The sequence below is a fragment of the Algoriphagus lutimaris genome (assembly GCF_017051705.1).
Taxonomy (GTDB): Bacteria; Bacteroidota; Bacteroidia; order Cytophagales; family Cyclobacteriaceae; genus Algoriphagus; species Algoriphagus lutimaris.
On record NZ_JAFIDJ010000001.1, the window covers coordinates 1991964 to 2012478 of the forward strand.

Here is a 20515-nt window from a genome sequence, read left to right on the forward strand (position 1 = left end):
AATGAAACAAGTCGAAAAGTTATTAAATGAGCTGACCCAGCAAAAGCTGGAAAGGCAAACACGACGACATTTTCTAATGGATTGTGTTAGTAAAATGGGAGGTCTGGCTTTGGCTCCTTTGATGTTTGGATGTGACACAGGCACGGCAAAAAAATCCGGCGGTCTTGATCTAAGTCAGAGGGATTTAAATCCTTTAGCTCCATTACCTCCTCCATACGGAGGCAAAGCCAAATCAATTATTTACTTGCATATGGCAGGTGCCCCTTCCCAATTGGAGTTATTTGACTACAAGCCCGAATTGGCAAAATATCATAATCAACCTTGCCCGGAATCCTTATTGGAAGGAAGAAAATTTGCTTTTATCCGTGGGGTCCCGAACTTATTGGGACCTCAAGCTAACTTTGCCCAACATGGAGAGTCTGGTGCATGGGTATCTGATTTCTTACCTCACTTCTCCAAAGTGGTAGATGAGGTAGCCTTCTTAAAGGCTGTACATACCGATCAATTCAATCATGGTCCTGCCCAACTTTTTATGCAGACAGGAAGCCCAAGATTAGGCCGCCCTAGTTTGGGTAGCTGGGTAACCTATGGATTGGGAACAGAAAATCAAAACTTACCCGGTTTTGTAGTATTGACTTCAGGAGGAAAAACTCCTGATGCTGGGAAAAGTGTATGGGGAAGTGGATTTCTCCCCTCCGTATACCAAGGTGTTCAATGTAGATCCAAAGGCGATCCTGTACTTTATCTCCAAGACCCAGATGGAATGTCCAGAGACATGAAGAAAAACTTGATTTCGGCAATCAATACGGTCAATAAAGAAGAATTCAACAATTATGGAGACCCTGAGATTTTGGCTAGAATAAATCAGTATGAGATGGCTTACCGGATGCAGATTGAGGTACCTGAGGTAATGAACATCAATGATGAACCTGAGTACATTCATGACCTCTATGGAACCAAACCTGGTACAGAATCTTTTGCTAATAATTGCTTGTTAGCCAGAAAACTGGTAGAAAAGGGAGTTCGCTTTGTACAGCTTTATGATTGGGGATGGGATACGCATGGTACTGATCATGATGGTTCCATCGATATGGGACTTAGAAATAAATGTAGAGAGATTGATCGTCCCATGTCAGCACTTCTTCTAGATCTAAAACAACGAGGTTTACTGGAAGATACCTTGGTAGTCTGGGGCGGTGAATTCGGAAGAACTCCCATGCAGGAAAACCGTGAAGGAAAAACCCAAAGCTTTTTGGGTAGAGACCATCATGGAGATGCCTTTACCATGTGGATGGCAGGAGGTGGAATCAAGAAAGGAGCCAGTTATGGATTGACGGATGACTTTGGATTCTCAGGGATAGGCGAACAGGTGTCTGTTCATGATATTCATGCGACTATCTTACATTTAATGGGTTTTGACCACGAACAATTTACATACGAATTCCAGGGAAGGCCATTCAGACTCACTGATGTAGAAGGTGAATTAATCAGAAAAATTTTAGCATAAACATGCGATTGATCAATAAGACAATCCTACTCCTAGTTTTAGGATTACTCCCACTTACCCTGTTGGCCCAAAATAAACTAATGTTCTTCCAAACTGATTGGGGAAATGAGTTGCCTATGGATGAGTTTTTGGCCAAGGTAAAATCCGATGGCTATGATGGGATTGAGGTTTGGATGCCTGGATCTGGTGAAGCCAGAACTAACTTAAAAGTAGGACTGGAGAAGTATCAATTGAAAGTCATTTTCCTCCATGGAACCAATAGAGGACTTCCATTTAAGGAAGCTTTAAAATCCTATGAAGCTGGATTGAAAGAGATTTTATCCTGGAACCCTGTCAAGGTCAATAATCATACGGGTAATGATTTCTGGACTTCTGAACAAAATCTGGAATTTATAAAATTAGCAGACGCATATTCTAAAGAATCTGGAATTCCAATCATCCACGAAACCCATAGAGGTAGATTTTCATACACCTTGCCTGCTGCGGTTTCGATGTTAGACCAATTTCCTGATTTAGAATATACCTTGGATATCAGCCATTGGATGGTAGTCCACGAACGATTAATCTCCAAAAATGATCCCAATCTTCAAAAAATCATGCCCGCTGTCAATCATATTCATGCCCGAGTAGGTTTTGCTGAAGGACCGCAAATCAACAACCCTGCTGCTCCAGAATGGGAAAATGCAGTTAAGGTTCACTTGGATATTTGGGAAGAAATTATCCGAAATTCCAAAGATGAAATTTTCACCATTACCACGGAATTCGGTCCTCCCCCTTATTTACCTACCATTCCATTTACCAATAAACCCATTGCAGACCAGTGGGAAGCCAATGTGTATATCATGAAAGCTATCCAAGCCCGTTTCGCACATGATTGATTTCATTTTACCTTTATTTGGAAGGTTCCACCCTATCCTTGTTCACCTACCTATAGGCATACTCGCATTTGGAATCATACTTGTTTTTCTTTCTAAAAAAGGCTCCAATCAACACTTGGATGCGATTCGACTTGCTTTTTTGCTGGGAGGAATAGCTGCAGTCCTTTCCTCTGTTTCAGGCTTTCTCCAATACCAGTACGAAGGGTTTGCCTGGGATACAGTACAGTTTCACTTTATTCTAGGCTGGTCTACAGTGCTTGCTTCCTTTTGGCTTTTTTATGAAGTCAATAAAGAATCAGTATTTCCAAAACATTTAAAATGGAAATCCACAGGGCTTTTTGGTCTGATGCTTCTTACTGGACATTTGGGGGGAAACATTACCCATGGAGAAGAATACCTTATTGAAGTGTTACCACCAGAAGTCCTAGAGCTGATGGGCGTAGCTTTGCAGGCTGAACAAGGTTTGGTCATCCCCGAACAAGGATGGGAACAATTGGCTTATTATGATCAGGTTGTGCAACCTATCATCAATCAGAATTGCAAGAGTTGCCATAACCCCCAAAATTTAAAAGGAGAATTAGATCTGACCTCCTACGAAGCACTATTGAAAGGAGGAGAAGGTGGAAGTGTTTTGGTGGCAGGGAATGCTGGGGAAAGCTCCTTGTACGCTCGGTTGATTCTACCAAAAGATGATGAAGATCATATGCCTCCTGAGGAAAAAAGACAACCTCAAAAAGAGGCCATAGAACTAATCAAAGCATGGATAGAATTAGGAGGAACCACCAATTCCAAACTTGGAGAATCCAATATTTCAGCAGAAACCCTCGAACCTTTCTTTCATCGGGTTGAAAAGCCATTTTACCCAGAAGAAATAGTAGAAGCCGCTTCAGCCGAAACCCTTGATCAATTAAAATTTGAGGGATTTTTTGCCGAACATGTATCCGAAGAGTCGAATTGGCTACTAATTTCTTGTATCAATTTTCAAGACTTTAACAATCAGGACTGGACTAAATTAACCCCTATAAAAAACCAAATTGTTTACCTTGATTTGACAGGCACAGAAATTTCAGACCCCATACTGGACAGCATTTCGAGCCTTCCAAATTTGACTGTTTTGAAGTTAAACCAAACGGGGATTTCAGGTTCCACCTTAGCAGCTTTAAATTCAAATCAGCATTTAAAAAATCTTTATCTGAATAAAACAGCCATCAGTATTGACCAACTGAATCTTCTGAATAATCATCCCTCTTTGGAAAAAGTTTTTGCATTTGAAACGCCCCTATCAGAAGCTGAAATCCCAAAGGACCTCAGCTTCTACTTAGAAAATGATTTATATCAACTTCCGCCTCTTCCCACTGATACGATTGAATATTAAGCCAACTGTTCACTGATCGCTTCTGGATCAAAGCCTAATGTCAAAGCTCCATTAGGATAGACGATGACAGGGCGTTTAATCATGCTGGAGTGATCAATCAATAAGTCTATTGCTTTGGAAGAATCATTTAAAGACTCTTTGGTTTGATCATCTAGTTTTCGGAAGGTCATTCCTTTCCTGTTGATCAATGAATCCAAATCCGTCTTAGTCAAGAAACTTTCTAATAATTCTTTGGTAGGTTTTTGTTTTTTGTAATCGAAAAACTCGTAATCAACTCCCTTTTCCTGAAGGAATTCAAATGCCTTTTTCATCGTATTACAATTCTTGATTCCGTACACTTTTACTGCCATGTTGCTATAATTTTAAAACAAATTTAAGGGTTATATCGAAAGCTGTATTAATTTGAAGTTGATTGATTTTATTTCCTGAAAAACGAAAAATTGAAAGACTCGAGAAAACTGGATCATTGCCTCAATTGTGGCAAAATGCTTACGAATGAAGATAATTTTTGCCCATTTTGTGGGCAAGAAAATGTTGACCAGCGGGTTACCATTATCCGGTTTTTAAAAGACTTTGTTTCGAATTATTTAAACTTTGAAACGGTCTTTTTCCAAACACTTCCGGTGTTCTTATTTCATCCCGGGAAACTTACCAGCACATTTAATGAAGGAAAAAGAAGAAAATACATTCATCCCATCCGTTTGTATTTAATCACCTCCCTTTTTTACTTTTTTATCGTCTCCTTAGTCATTCCTGCAGATCTAGTAGATCGGATCATGAGTGGCGAAATTACTTCAGAGGGGATTGAAAAAGATAGTCAGGGATTAATGAAGATAAATTCGAGAGCAAGTGAAACATTCGATTCCCTAAAGAAAACCGGTCAACTGGATGAAATAAAAAATCTTGGAATCAATTTGGACTCCATGCAGTTGAACGCCGAAAACCTGGAAAACATAGATCAGTTGGCTCAAGATTCAATAAAAAGCTCCCAAAACCTGTGGAAAAGACTAAGGGCAATGTCAATTGACCCGGAAGTTTCGGATTCAGCCTTTTCTGAAGCATTATCCCAAACATCCTTCAATGTTTCAATAGGTCTGGATGTGCCTCAAAAAAGGAAATTCGTAGCCAATTCCAGTCTGTTCATTTCAAGCGCTGCCCAGAACCTTCCCTTGATGATGTTTTTATTATTACCATTCTTCGCTTTTCTTTTATGGCTTTTAAATATCCGAAGTAAGAAATATTATGTAGAACATTTAATCCATGGACTTCATATTCATTCGTTTGCCTACGTTCTTTATGGATTGGCAATTCTCTGGATGTCAAAATTGCAAATAGCTATTCCATTGACTTTCTTATTGGCCTTTATTGGAGTCTCAACTTACACCTACTTATCCATGTTGAATGTTTCCAAACAAGGTTGGTTTGTAACACTAATTAAATTCTGGGTTTTAGGTCTATTTTATTTTACAGGCTTGGCTTTCGCAATGATTTTTGAGTTATACATTTCCCTGAAAACCTTTTAAAAAAAAAGAAAACCTGCATGAAACAGGTTCCCAAAAAATAGAAGAAAAAATGGTTTTAATATCAATTTAAACTAAGCAACCTCCTCTTCCTTTTGCTTATCAATTAAATCAAATATACGTGTTCAGGCCTTCCTAGGAAATACTCATAATTGGGTATTTTTGGCGAGTTTTCTATTTTTTAGAAAAAAAACCGGCACTAGGCCGGCTTCTATTAGTTCATCAGTTCAATCATGCTTTCCCGATGGGCCTGAAGAATTTTTTCAATCAGTTCATCCGATAACGCAGTGGATAAAAACAAACTCTCAAATTGGGATGGAGCTAAATAGACTCCTCTTTTCAACATTGCCTGGAAGTATTTTCCAAACAAGGCTGTGTCCGATTCTTTGGCCGTAGCAAAATCATATACTTCTTGGTCAGTGAAGAATAAAGAGTACATACTTCCTAGTCTGTTGACCGTATAATTCAATCCAAGCTCCCTATTGATCCCCATAATCCCTTCGGAAATCAACTCTCCAATATGATTCAATCTTGCATATTCTTCTGGATGCGCATTAAGATGATTCAACATGGCCAATCCAGCTGCCATGGCAATAGGGTTTCCAGATAAGGTTCCTGCTTGATAAACAGGCCCTGAAGGAGAAACAAATTCCATAATTTCTTTCTTCCCACCATAGGCTCCGACTGGCATTCCTCCACCTATAATTTTACCCAAAGTAGTCATATCAGGAACAACTCCAAAGAGCTCTTGGGCTCCCCCTTTTGCCAATCTGAATCCGGTCATCACCTCATCAAAAATCAATACAATCCCTTCTCGTGTACATATATCCCGAAGGCCTTGCAGGTATCCAACTTTAGGAAGGCAAAGCCCCATATTTCCAGGCACTGGTTCTAAAATCAAGGCAGCAATTTCTCCCTTGTTGGCAGCCACCAATGTTTCTATGGCTTCCAAATCATTATAGGGCGCCAACAAAGTGTCCTTGGCTGTTCCTTTTGTGACCCCAGGAGAATCTGGATTTCCCATGGTCATGGCTCCAGATCCTGCTGAAATCAAGAATGAATCACCATGTCCATGATAATTACCTTCCATTTTGATAAACTTATCACGGCCAGTATAACCTCTGGCTACTCGGATTGCAGACATAGTTGCCTCTGTTCCGGAGTTTACCATTCTTACTTTCTCTACCGAAGGTACCATACTGACAATTAATTCAGCAATTTCAATTTCCTTGGCGGTTGGAGCTCCGAAGGAAGTACCATCTTCCATGGCTTTTAATACTGCTTCTTTAATCATGGGATGATTATGTCCCAAAATCATAGGCCCCCAACTATTGATTAGTTCTATGAATTGGTTTCCATCTTCATCAATCAAATAGGCTCCTTCTGCCTTTTTAATAAATAGAGGCTCTCCTCCCACTGCACGAAATGCTCTTACAGGAGAATTTACTCCTCCAGGAATGAATTGTTGAGCATGGGCAAATAGCCTTTTACTTTCTGAAATTTGCATGTATTACTGTAATGGTTTCAATTCCCCTTCTTCCATTTTGAAGATAGGGACATATCGATTGTTATTGCTATTCTGGAAATTAAATCCCCAAGTCACTTTACCAGTTTGGAAGGCGGACTGATCCAAATTTCTTCTCAAATCAAAGCCCTTGGTTGGTCCCATATTAGAAGATAACCAAAACACCAACTCTCTCCCTATAGTTGCATTTAAGCTCGGATATATTAGATTTTGGGAATAGAAATTATCTTTAAACTGCTGCATAGCTTCCGCATGGAACCTTGGTGTATTATTGGAAATAAAGTGAAAATTGGGGAACTCCAACATTTCATAATTCGCAAAATTGAATCCCAACCAAGAGTCCATTACCAAAAATGGAACAGAAGCATTCACCGATTCCATCAGTCCAAAGGTAGGCTGGGCAATAGAAGGATCATCTGTTAATAAGATGATTTGATCTACTTCCAATTCCACACTATCCATACCTGTTCTTATGCCTTGTCTTTGTAGGAAATCAATCACATTCCTTGGGGTAACTTGCTGCTCATCAATGACTGAAAATCCTGCTGCAGTAAGTTGATCCTTCAATAGAAGGCCTGTGCTTTCGTCACGTGAACTTCCACTGTATCCAATCGCTACTTTTCTTCCCCAATCCTGCTTCTTCATTGCATCCACTATTCCTCTCGAAAGAGAGGCTACAGAAGGTCTAAAAAGATAGCTGTATTCTGTATTTTCAAATCGCTCACCCAAATTAGAAAGAGGATGAATCAATGGAATTTTGGAAGTTTCAGCAAATGAACTCACCAAATCCACTTCATCCTGATAGATAGGTCCAATGATTGCATCAGCTTTTGCAATCACCGGGTCTTTCAAAAGCTCACTCAAGTGGTTCATATCCCGCTTGGAATCAAAGGTGTGAAGCGTTACCTGCTTCCCTTCTTCTTTCAAGCGATTGACCGCGAATTTGATTCCCTGATATAACTCAAACACAAAACTGGATGCTTCCACAGAAGAAGCTGGTGCATTTGGAGAACTTGTAAATGGTAAAATCACTACAAAATCCAAGACAAAGTCTTTGACTGCATTTACCCCCTGTGCATTTCCCTGAAGCTCGTAATAGGCAGCTCTTTCGGTTGCCGACAAAATTGTCTGGCTTTCCAAAACCATTTTTAGCGCAGCGGTATATCCTTTATTTTCTTTAAATTCCTGTAGATTGGCCACCATAAAGCTGGCACTAGTTTGCTTGAGGTATTCGAAAGTTGCATTCTCTGCCAATTCCCTCACAGATTCTTTCTTGATTCCTTTAATGGTTTTTAATGCCTCTTGATTTTGTTGGTTTTGAAAATAAGCCAATGCCAATAAATACTTGGATTCATCTGACTTTGTCCAAACTTTTTCAGAAACCAAACGAAGTGCAGTGATAGCTTGCTCAGGCTGATTAGCTCCTAAAGCGGCTTCACCAATATGGAATGCCGCATAATTTGAAAGATTCCCATATTTATCAGCATCCAAAAACTCTCGAAACAAAGGCATAGCCTCCCAATAATTTTTAGAATTCAGAAAATTTTGGGCCTTCTGATAGTCCGCCGGAATATTCTGAGCAAAAGTGTGGGTGATTATGAAAAACGCGGAAAGTAATAAGAAATATTTTCTCATGTATTTGAAAGTGTATCGAACATCAAAACAGGGTTTGCAAATTTAACCCAATATTTTCAAACCCAAAGTTTAGGCCGAAAGCTAATCAAAATGAAAAACCCGAAGCTTTTACTTCGGGTTTTACCAATATATAATACAACAGCTTGTTGTACAAGACCTTTGATGCTTAAAAACTGTCTTTATGGATTATTCCCATTCGATCGTTGCTGGCGGCTTGGAAGAGATATCATAGACTACTCTATTTACCCCTTTGACACGATTGATTATTTCATTGGATATTTTGCCCAAAAACTCATAAGGCAAGTGAATCCAATCTGCAGTCATTCCATCTACAGAGCCTACTGCTCTCAATGCAACTACCTTTTCATAGGTTCTTTCGTCTCCCATGACCCCTACTGACTGAATTGGCAGCAACATAGCTCCTGCTTGCCAAACCTGATCATATAAACCATGATCTTTTAGGCCTTGAATGAAAATATGATCTACCTCCTGCAGTGTTTTAACTTTTTCAGCAGTGACATCTCCCAAAATTCGGATTCCTAAACCTGGCCCTGGGAATGGGTGCCTACCAATTATTGTTTCCACAATTTCCAATGCTCTACCTACTTCACGAACCTCATCTTTGAACAAAGTATTCAATGGCTCCACCACAGAAAGCTTCATGAAATCGGGTAATCCTCCCACATTATGGTGAGATTTGATTGTTGCAGATGGACCTTTCACTGAAACAGATTCAATCACATCCGGATAAATCGTTCCTTGACCCAACCATTTTACTCCTTCTATTTTATGTGCTTCATCATCGAATACTTCGATAAACACACGACCTATCGCTTTTCTTTTATCTTCAGGATCAGTTAATCCTTTCAAAGCATCGTAAAATCTCTGCTTGGAATCCACACCAATCACATTCAAGCCCATATGCTTGTAGGAATCCAATACCTCTTCGAATTCATTTTTACGAAGCAGTCCATTATCTACAAAAACACAGGTCAATTGATCACCGATTGCTCTATGTATCAAAGTAGCTGCCACGGATGAATCCACGCCTCCAGAAAGTCCCATCACCACTTTATCGGATCCGATTTTCTCTTTCAATTCAGCTACCGTAGCATCTATAAACACATCAGAAGTCCAATCTTGCGCACATCCACAGATGCCAACTACGAAATTCCTAAGTAGGTTTTTACCTTCTGTAGAGTGCGTTACTTCCGGATGAAATTGAATACCGTAGGTTTCTTCCTCCTTTACTTTGAAAGCCGCTACTCGTACCGAATCAGTGCTTGCGATCACTTCAAAACCTTCGGGAAGCTCCTTAATTGTATCTCCATGAGACATCCACACCTGTGAACCATGACTCATTTCTTTCAACAGGTCATAATGGGTGTCAATATGACTTAAATTCGCTCTACCGTATTCGCGTATTTCGGAAGGAAGAACCTCTCCTCCATATTTCTGAGCTAATAATTGGGAACCATAGCAAACGCCCAACAATGGTAATTTACCCCTTAATACATCCAAATCCAGATCAGGAGCACCTTCTTCTCTTACCGAACAAGGAGATCCTGAAAGGATCACTCCTTTAACATCGGAAGTGATTTCTGGAACTTTATTATAAGGATGGATTTCACAATAAACGTTCAGCTCTCTAACTCTTCGGGCGATGAGTTGTGTGTACTGAGAACCGAAATCAAGGATTAGGATTTGTTCTGCCATGCGCAAAGGTAAGCAGGTCAGGCAAATTGAGGAAATGATATGAAATATTTTACCGAATAATGTTTGGTTTATTTTTCTATGCTACCCAAAACTATAGATAGAATTACTTCAGTGGATAGGTTCTCAAACTAAAATCAATAAAATTTACAGTTCATCCCGAATTGAGATTTTCCTTATGCAAAAGTTAAGCATCCTTTGTCTATTCCTTTTTATCCAATCTGTTTCAGTCTTTTCCCAGAATAAAGACCTCTTTCAAACCACCAATTCTTATTTTGAATTAGTCAGACCCAAATTTGAAGGAAAAGAGGCCTATGAAACCGTTGCCTTCGTGGAAAAATATTGGAGAGTAGCAGGGAATACAGGGTTCAACAACACGGTGTACCGTATTTCCTCCAAATTGGAAGAAGCAGGTTATGTTTTAGAGAAAAATGCCACTAGTGAAGATCGCTTGACTTTCCGAATCGAAACTAGAAAAATGGAAAGACCCACCTGGGAACCCGTGGATGGATCTATTCAAATTATTGGGCAAACTGAGAAATTGTTAGACTTTTCCACCAATCGGCACTTGATGTATCAATATTCTTCCTCTACTCCAAAAGAAGGGATTACGGCAGAAGTTATTTACGTAGAAAACAAAAAAGCCTTGAAAGACCTAGATGTAGAAGGAAAAATCATCTTCGCAGGCGAAGGGGGCTACCGCGCCTTTCAATCCGCAGTAAAAGAGGGTGGAGCATTGGGAATCTTTACGTATGATATGCCGGATTACCTTCAGCCCAAAAAGAATACTACCTCCATTCAGTTCAGAAGCCTTCGATATGATGCAAAAAAACCTACTTGGGCAGTGGCGCTCTCCTACGAAGCCAAAGAAAAACTGAAAGCTGCATTAGAAAAAGGCCCTGTTTCTGTGCATGTAAACATCCAAACCAAGATTTATGATTCGGAGGAACTAACTGTGGTAGCGAATGTAAAGGGCTCTGAGCTTCCAATGGAAAGCTTAGTATTTTCGGCACATATACAAGAACCTGGTGCCAATGACAATGCTACCGGCGTTGGAACTCAACTAGAAATGGCTCAGATCACTGCAGATCTCATTCAAAAGGGTGAATTGAACCTAAAAAGAACTCTTACCTTTTTATGGGGAGATGAAATTATTTCTACCCGTAGATACATTGAGGAAGAAGAAAAAAGAGAGCCTAAAATCAATTGGGGTATTTCACTGGATATGGTAGGTGAAAATACAGAGGTCACTGGGGGAACCTTCCTGATCGAAAAAATGCCTGATCCCAGTGCCATTTGGACCCGTGGAGAAGACCAACATTCAGAATGGGGCGGTAGGCCTTTGGAAAAAGAAGATATGAAACCCCATTACCTGAATGATTTCATGATTTATGTTTTTGAGGAGCAAGGCGCCTATGCAAATTGGGTAGTTAAAACCAACCCTTTTGAAGGAGGTTCAGACCATACCCCATTTTTAAGAGCCGACATCCCGGGTTTATTGCTTTGGCACTTTACCGACCAATTCTACCATACCGATCAGGATCGATTAGACAAAGTTTCCCAAAATACGATGGTCAATGTCGGGACTGCAGCTTTGGTTTCAGCCTATACCCTTTTGAATGGGGGAAATCAAACTGCCGAAGGAATGATCGCGTTAATATCAGCAAGTGCGCAGAAAAGATTAACCACTGAATTTAAGCTGAGCAAAAAAGCTATTACTGAAGGAGCATCCAAAGAAGATGAACAATTGATCTTAGATACATGGGCGGACTATTATGCGAAGGCTATGGATTCGATCAAGGACTTGGTTCCTGCTGATGATGAAGGAACATTGAGGAGAATAACTTTAGCAAAAGAAGCAATTAAGGCAAAGGTGCCTCAACTCTAAAAATAATGGAAATACATCTCGAAAATGCGCAATGGCACAGAGCAAGTTTTCTTGAACATTGAATGGAATAAAAATTTTACATAAAAAAAGAGCGCCATTGAATAACGCTCTTTAAAAAAAATCATATTATTAATTTTCCTCAGGAGAAATATTCATCACCAATTCATAAACAATACTATATTCAAATCCTTGTGGTAGAATTTCAGCCATTTTTGTCTTGGAAATAATATCATTCCAATCACTACTCGTATTTTCTTCAGAAGTATATCTCATATAGTTCATCACATCGGACATCTTATTAAAGCCATCCCAAGTGAGTACTGAAAAACGAGATAGATTACCTTTTGGTGCTATTACGGATAACATTCCCCAAGACGAAACTCCCATAGTTCCAGCCGCAACATTTTTTTCAAAAAAAGGCTTCCAAAGCGTCCTGTTTTCTTCAATAAAAGCACCTAAATTATCTGGCATTGCATAATTGATTATAGCATATTTGTAGTCACCCGGAATCATATCCTCTACCTGTGTCCAATAATCAAACGCTGTTGGTGCAAATGACTGCGTTTCAACCATCTCAGGAGGAACACCCATAGTTTTCATGTTGCTTTCCGACCAGATTGCAGCAGGGTCAATATCATCAACACTTTCAAAAATATTTACCAAAACATAATTAGGATCGTCTGCACTGGTAACATTAGCTTTTCTCCAGAGCGACCATCCAACCATTTGTCCATTATCCATTGCAGTTTTAGCAACTTTTGACCAATATTTGGTTTCCTTCTCAACAAATTCGGCTTGGCGGTCCAAAGGCACATTCCTAAATTGCATATAAACCACTTGAGCAAATGAACTACCTGTAAAAATAAAACTCGCAATTAAAATCAATAGCTTTTTCATAGTAGGATTTTTTAATTGTTATTAATTGATTTATGTATCTAAATAAAAATAATGAGCACAAAAATTCACCTTCTATAAACTAGAAAGCAACTAAATAAACTAGATATTTATATATAAAACTATAATACTTAAAACAGAGAGGAAAAACTTTTTAAACTAAATCAATATTTAAACTATATAATTTTTTAATTGACCTCACGCAATATGAAATAAAAGGAAAAATAACTTATGTTAGTTAATAAATTAATTACATATTACAAAGTTCAAACTGCACTTTATTGGCTTTTTTGCTTATAAAAAGGTAATTAAAATACTCCAAGATAATTTTTTAAAGAGATTTTCTTTTTGAATAGATCATACATTTACTTAAGGAAAGTATCTGGACATTTTCAGACCGTCTGAGAAATGTGTATTTTTCATACATTCAATTCGGATTTTCCCTTGGTTTAAAATCCATTCTCTATTGGGATAGACAATAAAAAAGAACTGATAAAAAAGCCCTAACAATGAAAAGATTCCTGCTTGGTTTAAATTCTCTTTTACTTTTTCTGCTTTTGATAGGATGTAACTCCAATACTAAAGAATCAGAAACTATTACTGGTTTTAACCTTCAGGAATCAGACCTTCCCGATTATGAAAAGAAGATTGATCATCAACGGTTGATATCTGCCTGGGGAGATCGGCAAGGCGAGTCCATTCGAACCGGAGAACATATTTACAACAACATTTGCTTTAATTGCCATGGAAATCCAGATCAGGAAGGTTCCATGCCGAATGCTTTCAAATTTTGGAAAGATGAATTTAAGGTAGGCAAAGATCCTTATTCCATCTACCAAACTCTGACCCGAGGCTATGGATCCATGCCTCCACAAGTCAATTTAACCCCAGTAGAAAAATATGATCTCATCAATTACTTGAGAGAGACTTTTTTGAAAGAGGAAAACCCAGGACAATTCGTTGAAGTAGATTCCACCTATTTGGCAAGCCTACCAGTCGGAACCAACATAGGTCCGGAGCCCAAGGAATTCAAGCCATGGGCCGAAATGGATTATGGCAATTTCTTGATCAATACCTATGAATTGGCCGATTTGGATGCTGCTCCAAGGGAGCGGTCCTCAGGCAAAGCTCCTCTTCCCGATGAAAACCTAGTGAATTCTAATTTTGCCTACAAAGGTATTGCTATTCGATTGGATCAAGGCGCTGGAGGTGTAGCAGCAGGAAAAGCCTGGATGATGTTTGACCATGACTTGATGCGTGTAGCAGGGGCTTGGACTGGAGAAGGTTTTATTGATTGGGAGGCAATTTTATTCAACGGTAGACACAATATCTCACCAAGAACTATTGGTGAACTTCATTTTGAAAATCCAGTAGCTCCCGGCTGGGCAAGCCCTAAAACCGGAAGTTTTGAAGACCCTAGGTTTACAGCTCGAGATCAGCGAAAGTTTGGTCCTTTACCTAGGGAATGGACGCATTATGAAGGACTTTATCAATTTGAAGACAGGGTAGTGTTGTCCTACACCGTAGGAAACACTAAACTATTGGAAGCTTTTGGCTTGGAAACACTGAATGAGCAGCCTGTATTCACCAGAACATTCCACCTCACCCCTTCAGGAGAAACCCTAAAAATGAGAGTAGCCCCGAGCAGTACTGCAGTGGCCTTGACGGGAGAAGGCGCCAGTTTAACCAAGGAAGATGGTTTCCATGTCTTGAAAATTGAAAGTGGGAAAACCATCCAATTGAAATTATGGATGGCCAAAGCAGGAACTTCTGGGCTACAGGAATTGGCCAACTCTTCTCCAAAACCAGAAGACTTAAGTAGCTTTACCAAAGGTGGGCCTGCCAGGTACCCTGAAAAGCTAAGCACTGAAATTTTAAGAGGTGAGCAAGATGGACCTTTTCAGGTAGACATCATGAACCCACCCTTTGACAGTCCCTGGAAGAATCAATTCAGGTTGAGCGGGCTGGACTTCTTCAAAGATCCTAATAAAGGGGTGATTTGTTCCACAGATGGCGATGTCTGGCTGGTAGAAGGCTTTTTGGAAAATCCCGGAAAACTTAGCTGGAAGAGAATCGCTTCTGGACTATTCCAACCCCTAGGAATCAAGGTGGTCAACGAGGAAATATTTGTTACTTGTAGAGACCAGCTAGTTCGGCTTCAGGATTTGAATGGAGATCTGGAAACAGATTTCTATGAAAGTTTCAACAATGACCATATGGTCACCGATCACTTCCATGAATTTGCCATGGGACTTCAAGTGGATGAGGAAGGTAATTTTTATTATGCCAAAAGTGGCCGACACGCCCGGGAGGCCCTGACTCCACAACATGGAACTTTGATTAAAGTAAGCAAAGACGGACAAAATACGGATATCATTGCCAGCGGATTTCGAGCCGCCAATGGAGTATGTCTCAATCCAGATGGCACTTTTATCGTGACGGATCAGGAAGGTCATTGGAACCCGATGAACCGAATCAATTGGGTCAAAGAAGGTGGTTTTTATGGAAATATGTTTGGCTACAACCCACCTAAAGACAGTACCGAAAGTGGTATGGAGCTTCCATTAGTTTGGGTGGAAAGGGATGTTGATCAATCCCCCTCTGAACTTCTCTGGGTAGAAAGTGAAAAATGGGGACCACTCAATGGAAAGCTTTTAAACCTCTCCTATGGGTATGGAAAAGTATTTGTAATTCCTTATGAAACCATTGGGGAACAAGTACAAGGAGGAATCGTGGAATTACCCATCCCAAGATTCTCTACAGGAGTCATGCGAGGGAGATTCAACCCTGGTGATGGACAACTATACCTGTGTGGACTTTCTGCCTGGGGATCCACTCAACCCCAATTAGGTGGACTGTACAGAATTCGAAAAGTAGATCAACCTCTAATTGTTCCTGTTGGAATCAAAGCCACTCAAAATGGCATTGAATTAACGTTTTCAGCCTCCTTAGAGGAGGGAAGTGTTCAGCAGGTCGCAAATTATACTGTCAAAACCTGGGACTTGTTACGATCCAGAAACTATGGATCCAAGCATTACAATGAGAAGAGCGTAAACGTGGAGAAAGCAGAATTGGCCAAGGACGGAAAAACGGTTTTATTAAGCATCCCTGAAATCCAACCTACTTGGGTCATGGAAATCCAATACCAACTTCAAGATGAGGATGGAAAAGAAATAGTAGGTTCCATACAGAACACCATTCACCAATTGGGGAATTCTTCAGCTCTGTAAAATTCTCAAAAAGATGAATTGAAGGCTAGCAGCTTTTAAAGAATTGCTTTTGCTCTAATCTGCTTTCGATTTCTTTGGCCGTTTTGGTAATAGAAAGGCCTCCCAAATTGGTACATCTCAAGGTATTTGGGATGCTTTTGCCTACCGCATACATGGTTTCGATCACTTCGTCCAAAGGAATTAGATGATCGTAGCTGGCCAAAGCCATATTGGCGCAGGACAAGGCATTAGAAGCCGCCATCACATTTTTATTGAGACAAGGGGCTTCTACTCGGTTTCCAATCGGATCACAGATCATTCCCAAAGAACTTTGCAAGGCCATGGAGGCAGCAGCAATACTTTGTTTCAAACTGGCCCCAGCCAAACTCACGATGGCAGCAGCAGCCATGGTAGAACCTGAACCGCATTCTGCCTGACATCCTCCTACTTCAGCAGCAAAGGTGGAATGCGCAGCGATAAATACTCCAATTAATCCGGCGACTAACAAGGCTTTATTGGTTTCTTCTTCTGAAAGACCCAAGGAATCCGAAACTCCTAATACTGCACCTGGCATGGCTCCACAGGATCCTGCTGTAGGTGCTGCAACGATGACGCCCATGGAACTCTTTACTTCCATAATGGCAGAAACGTACATGATAATCCGATTGAGCACATCTGCGTCGATCAGTTTTTTCCCTTCCATCATGGATTTGAAATTAACCGATTGAGGTCCTAAAATCCGATCTTCAAACTCCGTCCCTTTCAGTCCGGTTTCAACTGCATTTTTTAGAATAATCCGAATAGAATTTGCTTTGGATAGCACCTCCTCCTCAGAGATATTGCCCCGCATGCTTTCGTATTTAAGTGCCAATTCCCACAAACTTAAATTCTTGTCTTCATTGTAGGCCAACATTTCATCACAGGTGATGAAGGGTACTTTAGGGTTTTTGCTTGCCAGAATAGGCAGTACCGGTTTGAGCTGTTTGATTTGGGAGACACCATCCAGCTCTTTTAACTCTTCCAGAAGGGGAGTTTCTAAAAATGACAATCCGGTCAACATTACAAACTTCCCTTGTCCAGCAATGACATCAAAATCCTCCAACACCCCAGTTTGCTCCAAATAATGATTCACGATTGCTAAATCATTTGCGTAAATCAAGGTAACGTATTTATCTCCTGCCAAAGAGATCGAAACTCCATCAATTTCTATTACCTCAATCATTCCTCCTCCTGTAGAATTGGCAATGACCTGGTGTTTTTCCCAAGGGTTACTTAAGGTGATTTGATAGGTATTTGGATGTTTGGACTCCAGTTCTTTGATCGTAATTTTAAATTGAATCCCTGCAGCTCCTAAATGAATTTCTGAATGGACTAACCGTTCATCGTCTGCTTCCCAACCTAAAAAGCCACCAAACAAGCCCATATCCGAACCTTGGTCCTTATGGGTAGTAGCCAATGAGCCATTGGGGTCAAAATCAATTTCAATGGTTGAAATACGGCCATCCATTAAGTCATGGCAAATCCTGCCAATTCGTAAAGCAGCTGCACAATGGGAACTAGATGGTCCTCTCATCACGGGACCAAGGACGTCGTTGAAAATGCTTGGGTAACTCATAAGGTCAATAATTAGCTAGTTCAATATATTGATTTTTAACTGATTAAGACAATAATCCAGAGACAGAAATGATCCCCTGAAAAAAAATAGATCCCCTCAGTTTTTTATAACCAATTGGGTTGAATTGAGTTAGGTGAGTATGATCAACTTGAGATTATTCTTCATCATATTTTTATTTATGGTCATTTCCCCAAGCAATGCACAGCGTCTTTCCTCTCATCAATGGAAAGATCGGCTGGTAATTATTCAGTCCGAAAATGCTACCAATCCCTTATTCAAGAAACAAATAGAGGAGCTTGAAAAAGATCCTGAGGGATTGGAGGAACGGAAAATTGTAGTATACCTATCCGTTGCCGGGAATTACAAAATGGGACTAGAGGAAAGAGAGGATTGGAAAAAGGCTGGAAAAGACTTGGAAAAATTCAAAAACCCAACTTCCGAATTCGAGGTGATTCTGATGGGATTGGATGGAGGGGTTAAACTCCGAAAAAATGAGCTACTTACTCGCGAAAGTCTATTTAGAACGATCGATCAAATGCCTATGCGGATGTCTGAAATCCGAAGAAAGAAGAAAGACAATCAGCTTTGAGAAAAGTGAATTAAGAATCTCCCTCCTGTCCTTTTCCAAATGCAATTTTAGGATTTTCAATCAACAGCAAATCCCAATCTGACTGCTTAAATCCTTTTTCATTTAGTGCAGGCATGAGCTTTTCAAAAATATTGGTAAAGGGCTGAAAGTCTCCTCCATCTGGTTTGGCTGGATCATACCATCCTGCATCATGGGAGATCAAGATATGTTCTAAAATACCATTTGATTTCGCAAAGGTCAGGCGATCCACGTACTCGTCCACCCCCCAGCCTATTCCATCCAAACTGATCCATACCCCCAAATTGGCTGCTTCCAGGTAATTCTGAAAATCCTGTTCCGCCTGAGCATGCACCCAAATAAATCCAGAAGGATCAATGCCCATATTTTGTAAAATTTCAACTTCTTGCTTCGCTGTATTCCAGGTTCCCGTGTGGGAAGCTATCTGTAGGCCAGTTTGCACATGCGTTATGCCTGCCGCTCTTACCAACTTGGCATCTACCTCTCTTAACGGTTCCTCTTCATTGACAGAAATCTTGATAAATCCCGGTTTGATTCCAGTAGAATCAATACCAGAATTAAATTCTGAGATCCAGCGATCAGCAAGCTGAGAGGCATTTTCCTGAAAGATAAAATCTGATAAGTATTTCCCGCCTACAGCCCCGTAAAAGCCTGTATTGGTCACAATCCGGATTCCGGATTTTTCGCTAAGTTCTTTCAACAACAAGGGGTCTTTTGCCAGGTAAGAAGGCGTACAGTCAAAAATCGTTTTGACTCCAAATTGCTTTACTTCCAATAAATAGGGAAGCACTTTATTGATCACCTCTTCCCGATCATAGCGATTTGGAGAAACCGAATCTGCCCCAATAAAATCCACCAGCATATGTTCATGGATCAACGTCAAACCCAATGAGTCGATTAGAATTTGCCCAGTTACCGTATTGATTTTAGGGGAACTAGTCGGGGTACTTTTCTCTTTTTCCTTACATGAGGAAATTGTTAAAAGAAAGACACAAAAAGCAAAGAATAAATTTCTCATAGCTCAATCAAGTTACTGTTCCGGAATGGTACTACTGAACCTCATTCATTGGATTTCAACTCCGAATAAAAACCTTAGATTTTAAAACTTCCTAAAATACTTTGAAATTACTAATCTCGAAAAGCAAAAAAAACAGTTGAGATTTATGAAAACTTGAAGTTTTCCTAAATACTTTTTTCTCTGAGGTCAATACCTGCCATTGCTTCATAGTCAATTAAAAAGGGTCAACAGAAAATCCTTTAATTCAAATTACAAATTATTGGGTAGTTTAGGGTATAAAAGCCAGACACTTAATGAATAGGCTCTATCATTGTCCTTGATAATGACAAAAAATAACCCATGATTAATTTCTTTAGAAAAATTCGCCAAAATCTACTTTTAGAAGGCAAAACTAGAAAGTATATAAAATATGCTTTTGGAGAGATTGTGCTTGTGATGGTTGGGATTCTTTTAGCCCTTCAGGTGACTAATTGGAACAATCAGAGGTTAGATAGATTAAGGGAACAAGCGATCTTAAAAAATCTACAGATTGATTTCCAAAACAATATCGCAAACCTTGAAACGGCCTCCGCTAGTTTTGAAGTGGCGTATCAAGCATCGGTTGATTTACTCGAAATCATCAAAGGGGATCAGCAAATCAATCCCGAAGAAGTGGACCATTTGGTTGATATTATAGTGAATAAAACCATGTCTTATGATCTGATTACCGGGTCGATCAATGAAATTTTTAATACAGGTTCTCTGAATTTAATTCAGGATTCAGCACTAAAAAAACAGATCTCCAATTGGTCTTTTTATTATTCCGACACAGAGGATGATATCGTGATTTATCGGGACTATTTATTCAGCTTTCTAGTTCCTTCACTCACCGACAAAGTTCGAATGAGAAATATGTCCGTACCGGATTTTTTTGAAAAAGATCTTGACTTACCCCCAATTTCCAAGTCTGAGTTCCAGGTGAATTATGAACAAACAATCCGGACCTTTGAATTTGAAAACGAGGTTTACAATAATGCTTTGAATTACATGTATGTCTTGAACTCTTACAAGGTTTTTCAAAACTACCTGACTGAAACGCTAGCGCTAATTGACAAAAATATTCATTGAGCCAATAGCCCTGCTTTCAGCCAT

The 20515-nt window shown here is 39.8% G+C and carries 15 protein-coding genes; 8 read left to right on the forward strand and 7 right to left on the reverse strand.

Going from position 1 to position 20515, the window contains the following annotated elements; genetic code table 11:
* Position 1: 1 nt before the first annotated feature.
* Genes JYB62_RS08210 through JYB62_RS08220 form a run of 3 tightly spaced genes read left to right on the forward strand, consistent with a single transcriptional unit; the run spans position 2 to position 3760 of the window.
* A complete protein-coding gene (locus JYB62_RS08210) occupies positions 2-1507 on the forward strand; it encodes a DUF1501 domain-containing protein (RefSeq protein WP_205644911.1) in 1506 nt (501 codons plus the stop codon).
* Positions 1508-1509: 2 nt separating this feature from the next.
* Entirely contained in the window at positions 1510-2385 is an 876-nt protein-coding gene (locus tag JYB62_RS08215; protein ID WP_205644912.1) for a sugar phosphate isomerase/epimerase family protein, read from the forward strand.
* Positions 2378-3760 (forward strand): c-type cytochrome domain-containing protein, encoded by a 1383-nt coding sequence (locus tag JYB62_RS08220; RefSeq protein WP_205644913.1) that lies wholly within the window; start codon positions 2378-2380, stop codon positions 3758-3760. The genes JYB62_RS08215 and JYB62_RS08220 overlap by 8 nt, the downstream gene beginning before the upstream one ends.
* Here the strand turns inward: JYB62_RS08220 and JYB62_RS08225 are convergent.
* Positions 3757-4110 carry a Spx/MgsR family RNA polymerase-binding regulatory protein gene (locus tag JYB62_RS08225; protein WP_205644914.1) on the reverse strand — a complete coding sequence of 118 codons (354 nt, stop codon included), beginning with the start codon at positions 4108-4110 and terminating at the stop codon, positions 3757-3759. The genes JYB62_RS08220 and JYB62_RS08225 overlap by 4 nt on opposite strands.
* A 135-nt stretch (positions 4111-4245) precedes the next feature.
* Between JYB62_RS08225 and JYB62_RS08230 the strand changes: the two genes are divergently transcribed.
* Complete coding sequence (locus tag JYB62_RS08230; protein WP_205644915.1) at positions 4246-5283, forward strand: DUF3667 domain-containing protein; 1038 nt, start codon at positions 4246-4248, stop codon at positions 5281-5283.
* 211 nt (positions 5284-5494) lie between these two features.
* Here the strand turns inward: JYB62_RS08230 and hemL are convergent, their stop codons facing one another.
* The 3 genes from hemL to guaA form a co-directional block, all read right to left on the reverse strand.
* The gene (hemL, locus tag JYB62_RS08235) at positions 5495-6787 is read right to left on the reverse strand and encodes a glutamate-1-semialdehyde 2,1-aminomutase (RefSeq protein WP_205644916.1); all 1293 of its coding nucleotides are present in this window, start codon (positions 6785-6787) and stop codon (positions 5495-5497) included.
* Between the two features lie 3 nt (positions 6788-6790).
* Positions 6791-8440, reverse strand: coding sequence for an ABC transporter substrate-binding protein (locus tag JYB62_RS08240; RefSeq protein ID WP_205644917.1), 1650 nt, complete (start codon positions 8438-8440; stop codon positions 6791-6793).
* A gap of 186 nt (positions 8441-8626) precedes the next feature.
* On the reverse strand, positions 8627-10156 hold the full coding sequence (guaA, locus tag JYB62_RS08245; protein ID WP_205644918.1) for a glutamine-hydrolyzing GMP synthase: 1530 nt from the start codon (positions 10154-10156) through the stop codon (positions 8627-8629).
* A 175-nt stretch (positions 10157-10331) separates the two neighbouring features.
* On the opposite strand from guaA, the gene JYB62_RS08250 reads away from it, so the two are divergent.
* Positions 10332-12041, forward strand: a complete 1710-nt coding sequence (locus tag JYB62_RS08250; RefSeq protein ID WP_205644919.1) for a M28 family peptidase — start codon at positions 10332-10334, stop codon at positions 12039-12041.
* Between the two features lie 129 nt (positions 12042-12170).
* Here JYB62_RS08250 and JYB62_RS08255 read toward each other — a convergent pair whose 3' ends face one another.
* Positions 12171-12938, reverse strand: a complete 768-nt coding sequence (locus JYB62_RS08255; protein WP_205644920.1) for a hypothetical protein — start codon at positions 12936-12938, stop codon at positions 12171-12173.
* Positions 12939-13444: 506 nt separating this feature from the next.
* Here JYB62_RS08255 and JYB62_RS08260 point away from each other — a divergent pair.
* On the forward strand, positions 13445-16165 hold the full coding sequence (locus JYB62_RS08260) for a DUF6797 domain-containing protein (RefSeq protein ID WP_205644921.1): 2721 nt from the start codon (positions 13445-13447) through the stop codon (positions 16163-16165).
* A 25-nt stretch (positions 16166-16190) separates the two neighbouring features.
* Here JYB62_RS08260 and JYB62_RS08265 read toward each other — a convergent pair whose 3' ends face one another.
* A complete protein-coding gene (locus JYB62_RS08265; RefSeq protein ID WP_205644922.1) occupies positions 16191-17759 on the reverse strand; it encodes an L-serine ammonia-lyase, iron-sulfur-dependent, subunit alpha in 1569 nt (522 codons plus the stop codon).
* Positions 17760-17898: 139 nt separating this feature from the next.
* Between JYB62_RS08265 and JYB62_RS08270 the strand changes: the two genes are divergently transcribed.
* On the forward strand, positions 17899-18348 hold the full coding sequence (locus tag JYB62_RS08270) for a DUF4174 domain-containing protein (RefSeq protein WP_205644923.1): 450 nt from the start codon (positions 17899-17901) through the stop codon (positions 18346-18348).
* A gap of 10 nt (positions 18349-18358) precedes the next feature.
* Here JYB62_RS08270 and JYB62_RS08275 read toward each other — a convergent pair whose 3' ends face one another.
* Positions 18359-19384, reverse strand: coding sequence for a phosphotriesterase family protein (locus JYB62_RS08275; RefSeq protein WP_205644924.1), 1026 nt, complete (start codon positions 19382-19384; stop codon positions 18359-18361).
* A 339-nt stretch (positions 19385-19723) separates the two neighbouring features.
* Here JYB62_RS08275 and JYB62_RS08280 point away from each other — a divergent pair, with 339 nt between their 5' ends.
* Entirely contained in the window at positions 19724-20491 is a 768-nt protein-coding gene (locus JYB62_RS08280) for a hypothetical protein (RefSeq protein WP_205644925.1), read from the forward strand.
* The last annotated feature ends 24 nt before the right edge of the window (positions 20492-20515 follow it).